Source organism: Candidatus Pseudomonas auctus (assembly GCF_048654275.1).
Lineage (GTDB): Bacteria > Pseudomonadota > Gammaproteobacteria > Pseudomonadales > Pseudomonadaceae > Aquipseudomonas > Aquipseudomonas pharyngis.
In genome coordinates this window covers 368194-382818 of record NZ_JBJYZK010000004.1, presented here as the reverse complement: position 1 = coordinate 382818, position 14625 = coordinate 368194, and the positions used below count along the sequence as shown (strand labels likewise).

At 57.2% G+C, this 14625-nt stretch carries 14 protein-coding genes and 1 tRNA gene; 5 read left to right on the top strand and 10 right to left on the bottom strand.

From position 1 onward, the window contains the following. Positions 1–122: 122 nt before the first annotated feature. Positions 123–1724, top strand: a complete 1602-nt coding sequence (rtcR, locus tag ACKUG4_RS10700) for an RNA repair transcriptional activator RtcR (protein WP_445433960.1) — start codon at positions 123–125, stop codon at positions 1722–1724. A gap of 135 nt (positions 1725–1859) precedes the next feature. Continuing rightward, positions 1860–2117: a hypothetical protein gene (locus ACKUG4_RS10695; RefSeq protein ID WP_445433959.1), complete on the top strand. Its 258-nt coding sequence runs from the start codon at positions 1860–1862 to the stop codon at positions 2115–2117. A gap of 14 nt (positions 2118–2131) precedes the next feature. Here the strand turns inward: ACKUG4_RS10695 and ACKUG4_RS10690 are convergent, their stop codons facing one another. Next, the gene (locus ACKUG4_RS10690; RefSeq protein WP_064595080.1) at positions 2132–2401 is read right to left on the bottom strand and encodes a hypothetical protein; all 270 of its coding nucleotides are present in this window, start codon (positions 2399–2401) and stop codon (positions 2132–2134) included. A gap of 58 nt (positions 2402–2459) precedes the next feature. Here ACKUG4_RS10690 and ACKUG4_RS10685 point away from each other — a divergent pair, with 58 nt between their 5' ends. After that, positions 2460–5699: a DEAD/DEAH box helicase gene (locus ACKUG4_RS10685; protein WP_445433958.1), complete on the top strand. Its 3240-nt coding sequence runs from the start codon at positions 2460–2462 to the stop codon at positions 5697–5699. 249 nt (positions 5700–5948) lie between these two features. Here the strand turns inward: ACKUG4_RS10685 and ACKUG4_RS10680 are convergent. The 9 genes from ACKUG4_RS10680 to thrS all read right to left on the bottom strand — a co-directional run bounded on the left by ACKUG4_RS10680 (position 5949) and on the right by thrS (position 13404). Then, positions 5949–6025, bottom strand: a tRNA-Pro gene (locus ACKUG4_RS10680). An 89-nt stretch (positions 6026–6114) separates the two neighbouring features. Beyond that, positions 6115–6471 carry a MerR family transcriptional regulator gene (locus ACKUG4_RS10675; RefSeq protein WP_003179985.1) on the bottom strand — a complete coding sequence of 119 codons (357 nt, stop codon included), beginning with the start codon at positions 6469–6471 and terminating at the stop codon, positions 6115–6117. Then, on the bottom strand, positions 6452–6754 hold the full coding sequence (gene ihfA, locus ACKUG4_RS10670) for an integration host factor subunit alpha (RefSeq protein ID WP_002553164.1): 303 nt from the start codon (positions 6752–6754) through the stop codon (positions 6452–6454). The genes ACKUG4_RS10675 and ihfA overlap by 20 nt, the downstream gene beginning before the upstream one ends. A 3-nt stretch (positions 6755–6757) precedes the next feature. Next, complete coding sequence (gene pheT, locus ACKUG4_RS10665; RefSeq protein ID WP_445433957.1) at positions 6758–9136, bottom strand: phenylalanine--tRNA ligase subunit beta; 2379 nt, start codon at positions 9134–9136, stop codon at positions 6758–6760. 26 nt (positions 9137–9162) lie between these two features. Next, a complete protein-coding gene (gene pheS / locus ACKUG4_RS10660) occupies positions 9163–10179 on the bottom strand; it encodes a phenylalanine--tRNA ligase subunit alpha (RefSeq protein ID WP_011333387.1) in 1017 nt (338 codons plus the stop codon). A 109-nt stretch (positions 10180–10288) separates the two neighbouring features. Next, on the bottom strand, positions 10289–10645 hold the full coding sequence (gene rplT / locus ACKUG4_RS10655; protein ID WP_002553161.1) for a 50S ribosomal protein L20: 357 nt from the start codon (positions 10643–10645) through the stop codon (positions 10289–10291). A 30-nt stretch (positions 10646–10675) separates the two neighbouring features. Continuing rightward, positions 10676–10870 (bottom strand): 50S ribosomal protein L35, encoded by a 195-nt coding sequence (gene rpmI / locus ACKUG4_RS10650; protein WP_002553160.1) that lies wholly within the window; start codon positions 10868–10870, stop codon positions 10676–10678. A 60-nt stretch (positions 10871–10930) separates the two neighbouring features. Beyond that, complete coding sequence (gene infC / locus ACKUG4_RS10645) at positions 10931–11482, bottom strand: translation initiation factor IF-3 (protein WP_169432615.1); 552 nt, start codon at positions 11480–11482, stop codon at positions 10931–10933. Further along, positions 11482–13404 carry a threonine--tRNA ligase gene (gene thrS, locus ACKUG4_RS10640; protein WP_039771550.1) on the bottom strand — a complete coding sequence of 641 codons (1923 nt, stop codon included), beginning with the start codon at positions 13402–13404 and terminating at the stop codon, positions 11482–11484. Before thrS ends, infC begins: the two co-directional genes overlap by 1 nt. 372 nt (positions 13405–13776) lie before the next feature. On the opposite strand from thrS, the gene ACKUG4_RS10635 reads away from it, so the two are divergent. Then, positions 13777–14079, top strand: a complete 303-nt coding sequence (locus tag ACKUG4_RS10635; RefSeq protein ID WP_064594887.1) for a hypothetical protein — start codon at positions 13777–13779, stop codon at positions 14077–14079. A 290-nt stretch (positions 14080–14369) separates the two neighbouring features. After that, the gene (locus tag ACKUG4_RS10630) at positions 14370–14582 is read left to right on the top strand and encodes a cold-shock protein (protein ID WP_007956027.1); all 213 of its coding nucleotides are present in this window, start codon (positions 14370–14372) and stop codon (positions 14580–14582) included. Positions 14583–14625 lie beyond the last annotated feature (43 nt).

The window sequence follows — 14625 nt, the reverse complement described above, 5'->3', positions numbered from 1 at the left end:
TTTTATCTATTTGATTTTAAAGAGTTTTATTTTAAGAACGAGCATTCCTGAATTTTCGTCACGACAGATAACGCCCTCGAAGACTATCATTGGCTATCGTCATTTATCTTTCAGGATAATCAATGTCCAGCAAGCGCACCGTCGCCATCGGTTTCATCGGCGCCACCCTCGATCGCGTAGGCAAAGGCGCCAATCGCTGGAACCATTGGCGACCTAGCGTGAGCCTGTGTCAGCAACCGGACGTATTGATCCATCGCCTGGAACTGATACACGGCACGGACGCCCGGGACGCGAGCCTGGCCGAACGCATTCGCGAGGACATCCGTCAGGTGTCGCCGGGCACGGAAGTGCGCCTGCACCCGATGGCGTTGCGCAACCCCTGGGATTTCGAGGAGGTCTACGGCGCACTTCACGACTTCACCTCCGAGTACACCTTCGATACCGAGCGTGAGGACTATCTGGTGCACATCACCACGGGGACCCACGTCGCGCAGATCTGCTGGTTCTTGCTGACCGAGGCGCGCTACCTGCCCGCGCGCCTGATCCAGACCTCCCCCGCCCGCCGCCAGAGCGAAGAAGAACCAGCCACCGGCACCCACGCCCTGATCGACCTGGATCTGTCGCGCTACGACCGAATCGCCTCACGCTTCACTCACAAACGTCTGGAAGGCCTGGAATTTCTCAAGTCCGGCATCGCCACCCGCAACACCGCGTTCAACCGTTCCATCGAGCAGATCGAACGCGTGGCCGTGCGCTCGAAAGCGCCGATGCTGCTGATCGGCCCGACCGGCGCCGGCAAGTCCTTTCTCGCCCGACGTATCTACGAGCTCAAACGCAGTCGCCATCAAATGCAGGGGCGTTTCGTTGAAGTGAACTGCGCTACCCTGCGTGGCGATGGGGCAATGTCCGCGCTGTTCGGCCACGTCAAAGGCGCCTTTACCGGCGCGCAAAACGCCCGCGATGGTCTGCTGCGAGCGGCTGACGGCGGCATGTTGTTTCTCGACGAGATCGGCGAACTGGGGGCAGATGAACAAGCGATGCTGCTCAAGGCCATCGAAGAGAAGCGCTTCTTCCCGCTGGGCTCGGACAAGGAGGTCGACAGCGACTTCCTGATCATCGCCGGCACCCACCGCGACCTACGCAGTCGCGTCGCCGAAGGTCTGTTCAGGGAAGATCTCTACGCACGGATCAACCTCTGGACGTTCGACCTGCCGGGCCTGGCGGGTCGCCGCGAAGACATCGAACCCAACATCGATTTCGAGCTTGAACGCCACGCGCGCGAACACGGCCAACTGGCGCGCTTCAACCTTGAAGCTCGACGGCGCTACTTGAGTTTCGCCAGCTCACGGGAAGCTGCGTGGCTGGGCAATTTCCGCGAGCTTTCGGCCTCGATCACGCGCATGGCGACGCTGGCCGACAGCGGGCGAATCGATGAAGCGCAGGTCGAGGAGGAAATTGATCGGCTGCGGTATGCGTGGGGCCTGGCGCAACCGGCCGGTATGACGAATGATCTGCCGGGCGATGCGCAGACGCTGGACCTGTTCGATCGGCTGCAATTGAAGGCGGTGCTCGAGGTTTGCAGACAGGCAGACAGCTTGTCGGATGCCGGCAGGCGACTGTTCGGTGTGTCGCGACAGGCCAAGGCGCAGCCCAACGATGCGGACCGATTGAGGAAGTACCTCGGACGGTTCGGTATTGAGTGGAGCCAGTTGCGAGAGCAGTGAAGCATGGCCGTAATTATCTGTACCGTTGAGATAAACTGCGCCGCATCGCGATACGGTACCCGCCCGTCAGTTGACCGGCACTTTACCCCGCGTCAGAACTTCCAACGTCTATCCACCTGACGCGGAAGCCCGACGATGAACAGAACCATTGCAGCCCTCATGCTTGGAAGTCTTTTATCTGCCACCACACCGCTGTCGATGGCGGGAAGCACCGTTCCGCCTACGGGTATTCCCGGGGTCAATCAGGGAGGCACCGAATCCAAGGAAGACAAGGCCGACAAAAAGGGTGAAGAAGCCTCGGGGTCGAACTCCGGTGCAGAGTCCCATGAGACAGATAAGGATGCGCAAACATCCAGCGGCTCAAAGGATAGGATGGAAGAAAAGAAGCCCTGAACGATTTAGCCGACTCAGCGGTTTTCGCAGGCGTAAAAAAGCCGATCTCTTCGATCGGCTTTTTCGTATGACGCTTCTCCCGCCTTTTTCGCCAGTAAAAGCCAAGCAAGCAGGTATCGGCGCTTCCGATAAAGGCCTGTGGAGAAAGTCATGCTTTTGCTGGCCAAGTCAAGCGATGACCGCATTGGGAGGATCAATATTAAACTAATGCGGCTGGCCTGCACTTGAACGATGCCAAACCGAGTCAAGACAACCGCGCCCGGCGCCAGGAAGCGAAGCAACATGCCTGATATCCTTCCCTGTCAGGAATCCAAGCCCCCGCGCTTTTCAAGGACGTAGTAAATGAATTCGCAAAATATCGTGCGTTACTGGCATGCCGTCGAACTGCTGCAACCTCAGGCAGTCCCAAAGCTGAAGAAGCGCGACAGCGACTACCAGCCGTTTTTCCAAGACATACCCACCTCGGCCCAAATCCTGCCGTGGATGCCAGCCAATCCTCTGAGCCAGCAGCGCCTGCCGAACAAACGCTTATGGAGTCACACGCTCTACGCACACCTCTACAACAACCTGAATGTTTCTCGTCAGCTAGAGACTCTTTACGGCGCCGACCAAGGCTACAAGGAGCCACAACAAAGGCTCGCCGCCTTGTATGCGCTCAAGTTCAACGATCAAGGCATAATGCTGGTCGATAGCTTGGTGCTATCCAGCGAGGCATGGTTCGTCGGCTGTGCCATCAACAAGAAAGACTGGACACGCGGCTTCGAAGAGACCCAGGACTCCCTCCGCGAAGAGGCTAAAAGCCTGCTCAGTGGCGTGGTCAACGCCGCAGACCTGTCGCACCTGACAAACCATATTCGTCAGACTTTGGGACTCGACGAGTTTTTCGCAGACGAGCCGCGCAAACATCGCTTCCGCTCAGCACCGATCGACCCGAACAAACCCGAACAAGAAGACGATCCACTCAACAGCTTCCTGCTAAGCGATTTGGCCGACACGGCTGATGCCCTGACCCGTGGTGAAACCAGCGAGCCGTTGGCCCGCTACCTGAGTCATCACGACACCACCCAGCGCCTGCACCTCGACAAGCCCGAAGCAGATATGGCTCTGATTGATCGCCTCGCCCCCTCGCGTTATGCGACCGGCTGCTGGCCTGCCGAAAGGCATCTGGGGTTGGTGCACTCCCAACAATTGGCAGTCAACAGTCTGCTCCAAAACCTCAGCAACAATACCGGCATAATGGGCGTCAACGGTCCGCCAGGTACCGGGAAGACCACCCTACTCCGCGACCTAATCGCGGCGGTGGTGACACAACGAGCCGACGTATTGGCCTCGTTGAGCAGGGCCTCGGACGCCTTCATCCAGGATGGTCGCGAATCCGCCAACGATGGCGGACGCGAGCGCTTTGCCTATCAACTCAACCCTCGCCTGTTCGGCTTCGAGATGGTGGTAGCCTCCTCCAACAATGGTGCCGTGGAGAACGTAACTCTCGAGCTGCCCCAGCAGGATAAGGTTGACCCATCCTGGCTGCCCGATGCCGAATACTTCAGCGAACTGGGCGAACTCACCAGCGGCAAACCAGCTTGGGCAATGATCTCCGCGGCATTGGGCAGCAAAGCCAAACGCACCCAGTTCGTCGATCGCTTCTTCTATGGCAAGCGTCCACCCAAACCGAAGAAGACCGAGGACGAATCCACACTCTCCCAACCAGATGCCCTCGACTACGACACCTTGGACGAGGATCTCCCCAACGGCAATCCAACGCCCGACGCGTCCGTAGCGGACAACGCGGAAGACAAGCCAGCTCCCAAGGGCATGCGCGAATGGTTGTCCGAGCAAGTCCCACAAATGAAGTTGCTCTCGTCCGCCGAAAAAACCAATTTCTGGCGCGCCGCCGTAAAGCAATATCAGGACGCCAAGAACGCCGAACAAGCGATACACGCTCAAGTCAGCGACATTCTGGAACGGATTCAGGCGGTGATCAGCGCCAAAGCCCGAGTACATCAAAAGGAAAAGGAGCGCCAAGTCCGCCTGACCCAGCGCAGCAGTCTCGATGACGAACAAGCTACGCTGGAAATGCTGCTGCTCACGCCCGCTCGCGAGCAACTGCAACGCGAACTCCAGGCTTTTGAAGCACACCTTGCAAAAAAGCCGGGTTTTCTCGCCAACCTATTGAGCCTCTGGGGTACTCATCGCACGTGGGCAACTCGGCAACGAGTGCTTGATAGCACTCGCACCTTGGCCAAGGACGCCTTCGACAGTGCCCAACGCCAAGTGCAGCGACTAGTTGGCCGGCTCACTGAACTCAATCAACAATTGGCCAAGGACGAACAGGAGATCAATGAAGCCGTGCTCCACGCCGCCCTGCAGATCGACAAGGCTCGCAGCATTGCCCAGGCTGGCAAGGCCAAGCACCTGCAGGTCTGGCTCGAACAAGGTCAGATCGGCAGAGGCAGCGAGATCGAGCTGCTCGAACCATGGTTAGTCGAAGGCTGGCGTCAGGCACGGGCGAAGGTATTCATCGAAGCGCTCAAGTTACACCGCGTCTTCTTCCAGATCGAAGCCTCGCGCTTACGCGCCAACCTGGACTTCATCACCAGCACGCTCACCGGCAGTCGTTATCGGGGGGTATCCAAGGCCGTGACACGTTCAGCATGGGCCTCGCTATTCATGGTAGTGCCGGTGCTCAGCAGTACCTTCGCCTCGTTCGCCCGCTCCTTCGGTAGCCTTGGCTGCGGAGAGATTGGCTGGCTACTGGTGGACGAAGCCGGTCAGGCTACACCCCAGGCTGCAGTGGGTGCCCTATGGCGTGCACGCCGGGCTGTACTGGTCGGTGATCCGCTGCAATTGGAGCCGATCGTCACCGTATCTGATGCCGTGCTCGAACACATGCGTACCCGCTATCAAGTCGACACACACTGGCTACCCAATCGCCAATCAGCCCAAACCTTGGCCGACCAGGCCACCACTTGGGGTCGCATGGCGGGTCCCAAGGACAAGAAACACTGGGTCGGCCTGCCGCTGGTGGTGCATCGTCGCTGTGACAAACCGATGTTCGACCTGGCTAATCGCATTGCCTATGACGGAGCCATGGTCTATGGCACCATCGCGCCCTCACCCGCCAAAGAAACTCCTGCCCGCCTACTCACCGGCTGGGTACACGCGAGTGGCCGCTCCTCTGGCAATTGGGTCGACAATGAAGGCAAGGCGCTCGAACGCCTGCTGGCCTTGCTTGATAGCTACGGTGTTCCGCTTGATAGCATCGCAGTAATCACGCCCTTTCAGGACGTGCGCAACCAGCTCAAGGATCGATTAGATGCCAAGATCGTGCGCGGTACGATTCACACCATGCAAGGTAAGGAGGCTGCAGTGATCATCCTAGTCCTGGGTGGGAGCAGTGAAAACGGCGGCGCTCGCGAATGGGCAGTTTCCAAGCCTAACCTGCTCAACGTCGCCGCCACCCGGGCCAAGCGCCGTTTGTATGTGATTGGCGATCGCAATGACTGGAAGCAGCGGAAACTCTTCTGCGACGTTATTGAGCTGCTACCCGCTCATTCCCAGATGACCGCCGACAGCCATGCATGACAAAACGGACGCCTTACCGGCTTGGAACATGGACGAACTCTGACCTTAGTGCCCGCTGAAGATTCCACCCAAAGCCAGTCGTTTTTTAAGGGTAAAAACGACCAAACATAAAAAAGGGTCGCGAGTTAAAGTCTCGCAACCCTTTGAATTATATGTTGAGGAGAAAAACGGGATGCCCCCCCCCCCGCAAAAGTCCCTACGCATGAAAAAGCCCAACTCGTTAAAGTTGGGCTAAGTCATTGAATTATATGGTCGGGACGGAGTGATTCGAACACTCGACCCCTAGCACCCCATGCTAGTGCGCTACCGGACTGCGCTACGCCCCGACTAGGCGTGAAACTCGTTCTCCATCTCGAAGAACGCTCAAGAATATATCGCAAGCTTTTGAAAACTGGAAGTATTTAAAAGCAGGAAATTATTTCTTGAGAACCACCAGAACGTCTTCGAGCTCGGCGATCATCTGGCGGATCATTTGCTTGTATTGGGTGGTGTCGTCTTTGGCTTCATCGCCGGACAGACGCAGACGTGCGCCGCCGATGGTGAACCCCTGATCGTAAAGGAGCGCGCGGATCTGCCGGATCATCAGCACGTCCTGGCGCTGATAATACCGGCGGTTTCCGCGGCGTTTGACGGGGTTGAGCTGAGGAAACTCCTGCTCCCAATAGCGCAGCACGTGTGGCTTTACCGCACACAGCTCGCTGACTTCACCGATGGTGAAGTAGCGTTTGCCCGGGATGACGGGTAGTTCGTCGTTATGACTTGGTTCCAGCATAAGCCTCAACTCGGGCCTTCAACTTCTGCCCTGGACGAAAGGTGACCACACGGCGAGCCGTGATCGGGATTTCTTCCCCCGTTTTCGGGTTGCGGCCAGGCCGCTGGCGTTTGTCCCGAAGGTCGAAATTGCCGAAACCCGACAATTTGACCTGCTCGTTGTCTTCAAGAGCGTGCCTGATTTCCTCGAAAAACAGTTCAACCAATTCCTTGGCTTCCCGCTTGTTCAGGCCCAGCTCTTCATACAGACGTTCCGCCATCTCAGCTTTCGTCAAAGCCCCCATACGTCACTTCCTTAACGTGGCGTTCAACCTTTGTTCGAGCGAGGTGAGGATATTTTGCGTCGTCGAATTCACCTCATCGTCATTAAGAGTGCGCGATGGATGCTGCCAGGTCAAGCCGACTGCAAGGCTTTTTCTATCAGGATCAATGCCTTTACCCTGATACACGTCAAATAGCCTGAGGTCTGTCAGCCATTCACCTGCATTTTCACGGATTACGTCCAGTACAGCCGAGGCTGCAACGTCTTTGTGCGCAATCAGTGCCAGGTCACGACGAACTTCAGGAAAGCGCGACAACTCGTGGAATTTCGGCATTTTACCCGTAGCGACGTCAGCCAGAACCAGCTCGAAGACGAAGACCGGACGGTCGAGACCCAGGGATTTCGACAACTCAGGGTGAATCGCGCCGATAAAGCCGACTTCACGCCCTTCCCGCTCGATGCGTGCAGTCTGGCCCGGATGCAGCGCAGGGTGCTTGCCCGGTGCAAAAGTGAACTGATCCAGCGCACCGGCAAAACCCAGCACCGCTTCTACGTCAGCCTTGACGTCGAAGAAGTCGACGGTATCGCGACCTTGCGCCCAGCCTTCCGGCAGACGGCTGCCGCATACCACACCGGCGATCATCGGCTCTTGCTTCAGACCTTCCAGCTGACCGACAAAGCGCAGACCGCTCTCGAACAGACGGACACGATCCTGCTGACGATTGAGGTTGTGCTGCAGCGCCTTGACCAGACCCGGCCACAGCGACGAACGCATGGCAGCCATGTCATTGGAGATCGGGTTCGCCAACAGCAACGGCTCGACGCCTGGGTTGAACAACTCGAACTGCTTCGGATCGATGAAACTGTAAGTGATCGCTTCCTGGTAACCACGAGCGACCAGCAGACGACGCAGTTCCGGCAGATCGCTGCGCGCTTCGGCCTTGGCCAGTGGCGCCAGACGAGCTTGCGGGTAACGAACCGGCAGGCGGTTGTAACCGTACAGACGTGCCAGCTCTTCGATCAGATCGACTTCCAGACTGATATCGAAGCGATGGCTTGGCACTTCTATGCGCCATTGACCTGCTCCGTCGGCGGAAACTTTCAGACCCAAAGCGTTGAGCAGACGCTCGACTTCGGCCGAATCCATTTCCATGCCCAGCATCTGGGTGATGCGCTGAGCACGCAGGGTGATCGGCGCGATCGACGGCAAGTGCTGCTCGCTGACGGTCTCGATGATCGGGCCGGCTTCGCCACCGGTGATGTCCAGCAGCAGGCCAGTGGCGCGCTCCATGGCTTCACGGGCCAGTTGCCAGTCAACACCACGCTCGTAGCGATGCGAAGCGTCGGTGTGCAGACCGTAGGAACGAGCCTTGCCCGCCACCGCGATCTGGTCGAAGAACGCACTCTCAAGGAACACGTCGCGAGTGGTCGCGGATACGCCGCTGTGCTCGCCACCCATCACGCCGGCAATCGCCAGAGCGCGAGTGTGGTCGGCGATCACCAGCGTATCGCTGCGCAGGCTGACTTCCTGACCGTCGAGCAGCACGAGCTTCTCACCCTCTTCCGCCATGCGCACCCGGATGCCGCCATTGATTTCGGCGAGATCGAAGGCGTGCAGCGGCTGACCCAGCTCGAGCATTACGTAGTTGGTGATGTCGACTGCGGCATCGATGCTGCGCACTTCAGCGCGACGCAGACGCTCAACCATCCACAGCGGCGTCGGCTTGGACAGGTCAACGTTGCGAATGACACGACCCAGATAACGCGGGCACGCGGCAGGTGCCAGGACCTCTACCGAGCGCACTTCGTCGTGCACCGCCGGAACGGTCATCACCACCGGGCGAGTGACCGGAGCGTCGTACAGCGCGCCGACTTCACGAGCCAGACCGGCCAGAGACAGGCAGTCGCCACGGTTCGGAGTCAGATCGACTTCGATGCTGGCGTCTTCCAGGTCCAGAAAAACACGGAAATCTTCGCCCACCGGCGCATCAGCCGGCAGCTCCATCAGACCGTCATTGCCTTCGCCGATCTGAAGTTCGGCTTGCGAACACAGCATGCCGTTGGACTCGACGCCGCGAAGCTTGGCCTTCTTGATCTTGAAGTCGCCCGGCAGCTCAGCACCGATCATCGCGAACGGAATCTTCAGGCCCGGACGCACGTTTGGCGCACCGCACACGACCTGGAAAGTTTCCGCGCCATTGCTGACCTGGCATACGCGCAATTTGTCGGCATCGGGATGCTGCTCGGTGCTCAGCACCTCGCCCACCACCACGCCACTGAAAACACCGGCGGCCGGCGTAACGCTATCGACCTCAAGACCGGCCATCGACAGACGGGCAACCAGCGCGTCGCGATCTACCTGCGGGCTGACCCAGCCACGCAGCCATTGTTCACTGAATTTCATCCTGCTCTCCTAAGAATTCGTTACGACTAGCGAAATTGCGCGAGGAACCGCAAGTCGTTGTCGAAGAACAGACGCAAGTCGTTCACGCCGTAACGCAGCATGGCCAGACGCTCAACGCCCATGCCGAAGGCAAAGCCCGAGAACTCTTCCGGATCGATCCCGGACATGCGCAACACGTTCGGGTGAACCATGCCGCAGCCCATCACCTCCAGCCAGCCAGTCTGCTTGCAGACGCGGCAGCCTTTACCGCTGCACATCACGCACTCCATGTCGACTTCGGCGGAAGGCTCGGTGAACGGGAAATACGAAGGACGGAAACGCACGGCCAGTTCTTTCTCGAAGAACACCCGCAGGAACTCTTCAATCGTGCCTTTGAGATCGGCGAAGTTGATATCGCGATCGACCAGCAGGCCTTCGACCTGGTGGAACATCGGCGAGTGGGTGATATCGGAGTCGCTGCGGTACACACGACCTGGACAGACGATGCGGATCGGCGGTTTTTTCGATTCCATGGTGCGGACCTGTACCGGCGAGGTATGGGTGCGCAGCAACATGTTGGCGTTGAAATAGAAGGTGTCATGCATCGACCGGGCCGGGTGGTGGCCTGGGATGTTGAGCGCCTCGAAGTTGTGATAGTCGTCTTCGACCTCAGGGCCTTCGGCGATGCCGTAGCCGATATGGGTGAAGAACTGTTCGATACGTTCCAGAGTCCGGGTTACCGGATGCAGACCACCGGAGGTCTGACCGCGGCCCGGCAGGGTCACGTCAATGGATTCGGCAGACAGTTTGGCAGCCAGTTCGGCTTCCTCAAACAAAGCCATGCGCGCATTGAGAACGCCTGTGACACGTTCCTTGGCAACGTTGATCAGGGCGCCGACCTGCGGACGCTCTTCTGCCGGCAAATTCCCCAGGGTCTTCATCACCTGAGTCAATTCACCTTTTTTGCCAAGGTATTGAACCCGGATTTGCTCCAGGGCATTGATATCTTCAGCGCTTTGCACAGCCTCTAGTGCTTGAGAGACCAGCGCATCCAGGTTTTCCATGTACAGACTCCAGATACAAAATAGGGGAAGAGCTTGAAGGCTCTTCCCCTATTTATGACGTTTAACACCTGGCCCCACAGAGGTGAGGCCGGGTGACTGTCGGGGGTACTTAAGCCAAGGTGGCTTTAGCTTTCTCGACAATCGCAGCAAACGCCGCTTTTTCGTTCACTGCCAGATCAGCCAGAACCTTACGGTCGATCTCGATGGACGCTTTTTTCAGGCCAGCGATGAAACGGCTGTAAGACAGACCGTTAACACGAGCACCAGCGTTGATACGAGCGATCCACAGAGCGCGGAACTGACGTTTTTTCTGACGACGGTCACGGTAGGCGTATTGGCCTGCCTTGATTACCGCTTGCTTGGCAACACGGAATACGCGGGAGCGTGCGCCGTAGTAGCCTTTAGCAAGTTTCAGAATTTTTTTGTGACGTTTACGGGCAATGACGCCACGCTTTACACGAGCCATGAGTTACTTCCTCTATTCTTGATCCAAAAATTAACGAAGGCGCAGCATGCGCTCGACTTTTGCCACGTCAGACGGATGCAGCAAGCTGCTACCGCGCAGTTGACGCTTACGCTTGGTCGACATTTTGGTCAGGATGTGGCTCTTGAAAGCGTGCTTGTGCTTGATACCGTTAGCAGTTTTCAGAAACCGCTTAGCAGCACCACTTTTGGTTTTCATCTTTGGCATGTTCGGATACTCCGCATTCAGTTGATAAACATAATCAGAAGGCCTGCCGTGCCCTGTTGATTACTTCTTCTTTTTCGGGGCGATGACCATGATCAGCTGGCGTCCTTCCATCTTAGGATGCTGTTCGACCGAACCGTACTCGAGCAGGTCTTGTTCAACCCGCTTGAGGAGTTCCATCCCCAGCTCCTGGTGGGCCATCTCACGGCCGCGGAATCGCAAGGATACCTTGGCCCTGTCCCCGTCACTCAGGAAACGTACCAGGTTGCGCAGTTTTACCTGGTAATCCCCTTCCTCCGTCCCTGGACGAAACTTGATTTCTTTTACCTGAATCTGCTTCTGGTTCTTCTTCGCCGCAGCAATCTGCTTCTTCTTTTCGAAGATCGATTTGCCGTAGTCCATCACCCGGCAAACCGGTGGGACTGCGTCGGCAGAGATTTCTACCAGATCAAGCTTGGCTTCTTCAGCAATACGAAGCGCTTCATCAATCGAGACGATGCCAATCTGCTCGCCATCAGCGCCAATTAACCGAACCTCGCGTGCCGAGATATTCTCGTTGATCGGGGCTTTCGGTGCAGCTCGTTTATCTTGTCTCATTTCACGCTTAATAATAATTACTCCGAATCTGGGCGACCACGCCGGGAAACCGCTTGCGCGAGAAACTCAGCGAACTGGGCGACGGGCATCGAGCCCAGGTCAGCACCTTCACGAGTACGCACAGCGACAGTCTGCATCTCGACTTCCTTATCCCCAATAACCAAGAGATATGGAACCTTGAGCAAAGTATGCTCGCGGATTTTAAAGCCGATCTTTTCATTTCTCAAGTCGGACTTGGCACGAAACCCGCTTTCGTTGAGAGTTTTTTCGACCTGAGCGACGAAATCTGCCTGTTTATCAGTGATATTCATGATCACTGCCTGGGTTGGCGCCAGCCACGCAGGGAATGCACCTTCGTAGTGCTCGATCAGAATCCCGACGAAACGCTCGAACGAACCGAGGATCGCACGGTGCAACATCACCGGATGCTTGCGGCTGTTGTCTTCGGAGACGTATTCGGCTCCCAGACGCACAGGCAGGTTGAAATCGAGCTGCAAGGTACCACACTGCCACACGCGGCCGAGGCAATCTTTCAGCGAGAATTCGATTTTCGGACCATAGAATGCGCCCTCACCCGGCTGCAGATCGTACGGCAGACCAGCGCTATCAAGGGCTGCGGCCAGGGCCGCTTCGGCGCGATCCCACAGCTCGTCGGAACCAACGCGCTTTTCCGGACGAGTGGACAGCTTCATCTCGACGTCGGTAAAGCCGAAGTCGCGGTAAACATCCATGGTCAGCTTGATGAACGCAGCGGACTCAGCCTGCATCTGCTCTTCGGTGCAGAAAATGTGGGCGTCGTCCTGAGTGAACGCACGCACACGCATGATGCCGTGCAGCGCACCCGATGGCTCGTTACGGTGGCAGGCACCGAATTCGGCCAAGCGCATCGGCAACTCGCGGTAGCTCTTCAGGCCCTGATTGAACACCTGCACGTGGCACGGACAGTTCATCGGTTTGATGGCGTAGTCGCGGCTTTCCGACTCGGTAGTGAACATGTTGTCGGCGTAGTTGGCCCAGTGCCCGGACTTTTCCCACAGGCTACGATCAACGACTTGCGGCGTCTTGATTTCAAGATAGCCGTTGTCGCGCTGCACCTTGCGCATGTACTGCTCGAGTACCTGGTACAACGTCCAGCCATTCGGGTGCCAGAACACCATGCCCGGCGCTTCTTCCTGAGTGTGGAACAGGCCCAGGCGCTTGCCGATCTTGCGGTGATCGCGCTTTTCAGCTTCTTCGATACGCTGGATGTAAGCCGCCAACTGCTTCTTGTCAGCCCATGCGGTGCCGTACACGCGCTGCAATTGCTCGTTCTTGGCATCACCGCGCCAGTAGGCGCCGGACAGCTTGGTCAGCTTGAAGGATTTCAGGAAGCGAGTGTTCGGCACGTGCGGACCGCGGCACATGTCGACGTATTCTTCGTGATAGTACAGGCCCATTGCCTGCTCGTTCGGCATGTCTTCGACCAGGCGCAGCTTGTAGTCTTCGCCACGGGCCTTGAACACTTCGATCACTTCGGCACGTGGAGTGACTTTCTTGATGACGTCATATTCGGTATCGATCAGCTGCTGCATGCGCTGTTCGATGGCCGCCATGTCGTCCGGAGTAAAAGGACGCTCGAAGGCGATGTCGTAATAGAAACCTTCATCAATGACCGGCCCGATGACCATTTTTGCAGTCGGGTACAACTGCTTGACCGCATGGCCGACCAGGTGGGCGCAAGAGTGGCGAATGATCTCCAGCCCCTCTTCATCCTTTGGCGTGATGATTTGCAGCGTTGCGTCGCTGTCGATGATGTCGCTAGCGTCAACCAGCTTGCCGTTCACCTTGCCGGCCAGGGTGGCCTTGGCCAGACCTGCACCGATGGATGCGGCGACCTCGGCTACGGAAACCGGGTGATCGAATGAACGTTGACTGCCGTCGGGAAGAGTAATAGTTGGCATGGCGCCTCCTCTCCTAGTGGTGACCCCTACCAAAGGTCACGTGGGTTGGGATGAGCCAGTACAAGATCCGATCCAGGCCATTCAATGACGAACGCCTGCCTTACAGCGGCAGGAGCCTTGCGGCCAACCGGAAAACCGAACCAGAGTGACTGGGATTCAAATCAGAAAATTCGTGCACGGCCGCAACCGGGACTGAAGGTCATCCGGAGCCTGCGAACGCCCGAGCCAGGCATGCTAGCACAGATGAACGGTCGCCGATGCACTCTGGTTTTTACCGAGAGGCAAATCGTCTGTTTTATGCCAGAGTGCTGAACTTGATCGGCCTTTGAGCCCTCAGATAACAAGACATTGACCCACAAGGAGCATCCTCGCATGCGTCTTAATACCCTGCTTGCTGCAGTCGCCCCCCTCGTTTTGCTGCTGCCGCTGAGCGCCCACGCCGACTGGCCAAAGGGCGAGCGTGAGAAATACATGGCTCAGTGCACCCAGGCGGCCACTCCGCAAATCGGTGCCGCTGCCGCAAAATCCCACTGCGCGTGCGGTGCCGATGCCATCAAGTCTTATCCGGCCAGCGACATTCAGGCATTGATGGACAACAAGGCCACGCCTGAGCTGCAACAAAAAGCTCTGGGGCAAATTGCCAAATGCAAGGCCAACGTCCCGGCGAAAAAATGATGAAACAGGCCTTTTCACTGCCCCCAGCCCAGCTGAAAGGCATCTGATTCAGGCCTTTTCGTACGATTTATGCAGGTTTTACAGGTTTTTTTATTGTCTTTACTTTTCGCGAAAAGCCTTTTAAACCGGGGCCTCCAGCCGAAACAGGCAGTAAAGAAAACACGACTGATTGGCAAACAGCACGTCCGGGGGGCTACCAAAGCGAACATTTCGACTATGATACCCCGGTGTGCCCAGTTGGCCTGAGCAGCACAGTACTACTGAAAATATATGTTTCTTGGAGATACACCATGTCTAATCGCCAAACCGGCACCGTTAAATGGTTCAACGATGAAAAAGGCTTCGGCTTCATCACTCCTCAAGGTGGCGGTGACGACCTGTTCGTACACTTCAAAGCTATCGAAACTGACGGTTTCAAAAGCCTGAAAGAAGGCCAGACCGTCTCCTTCGTGGCTGAGAAAGGCCAAAAGGGTATGCAAGCTGCACAAGTTCGCCCAGAGTAATTTCCCGGCGCACTAAAAAAACCCCGTCCATGTGACGGGGTTT

Excerpts from the sequence above, each read along its gene's own strand:
- pheT (WP_445433957.1), bottom strand. The coding sequence starts at position 9,136 with ATGAAATTCAGTGAACAATGGCTGCGTGGCTGGGTCAGCCCGCAGGTA.
- pheS (WP_011333387.1), bottom strand. The coding sequence starts at position 10,179 with ATGGAAAACCTGGATGCGCTGGTCTCTCAAGCACTAGAGGCTGTGCAA.
- rtcR (WP_445433960.1), top strand. The coding sequence starts at position 123 with ATGTCCAGCAAGCGCACCGTCGCCATCGGTTTCATCGGCGCCACCCTC.
- thrS (WP_039771550.1), bottom strand. The coding sequence starts at position 13,404 with ATGCCAACTATTACTCTTCCCGACGGCAGTCAACGTTCATTCGATCAC.
- ACKUG4_RS10690 (WP_064595080.1), bottom strand. The coding sequence starts at position 2,401 with ATGTTGCTTCGCTTCCTGGCGCCGGGCGCGGTTGTCTTGACTCGGTTT.
- rplT (WP_002553161.1), bottom strand. The coding sequence starts at position 10,645 with ATGGCTCGTGTAAAGCGTGGCGTCATTGCCCGTAAACGTCACAAAAAA.
- ihfA (WP_002553164.1), bottom strand. The coding sequence starts at position 6,754 with ATGGGGGCTTTGACGAAAGCTGAGATGGCGGAACGTCTGTATGAAGAG.
- rpmI (WP_002553160.1), bottom strand. The coding sequence starts at position 10,870 with ATGCCAAAGATGAAAACCAAAAGTGGTGCTGCTAAGCGGTTTCTGAAA.
- ACKUG4_RS10695 (WP_445433959.1), top strand. The coding sequence starts at position 1,860 with ATGAACAGAACCATTGCAGCCCTCATGCTTGGAAGTCTTTTATCTGCC.
- ACKUG4_RS10635 (WP_064594887.1), top strand. The coding sequence starts at position 13,777 with ATGCGTCTTAATACCCTGCTTGCTGCAGTCGCCCCCCTCGTTTTGCTG.
- ACKUG4_RS10675 (WP_003179985.1), bottom strand. The coding sequence starts at position 6,471 with ATGCTGGAACCAAGTCATAACGACGAACTACCCGTCATCCCGGGCAAA.
- ACKUG4_RS10685 (WP_445433958.1), top strand. The coding sequence starts at position 2,460 with ATGAATTCGCAAAATATCGTGCGTTACTGGCATGCCGTCGAACTGCTG.
- ACKUG4_RS10630 (WP_007956027.1), top strand. The coding sequence starts at position 14,370 with ATGTCTAATCGCCAAACCGGCACCGTTAAATGGTTCAACGATGAAAAA.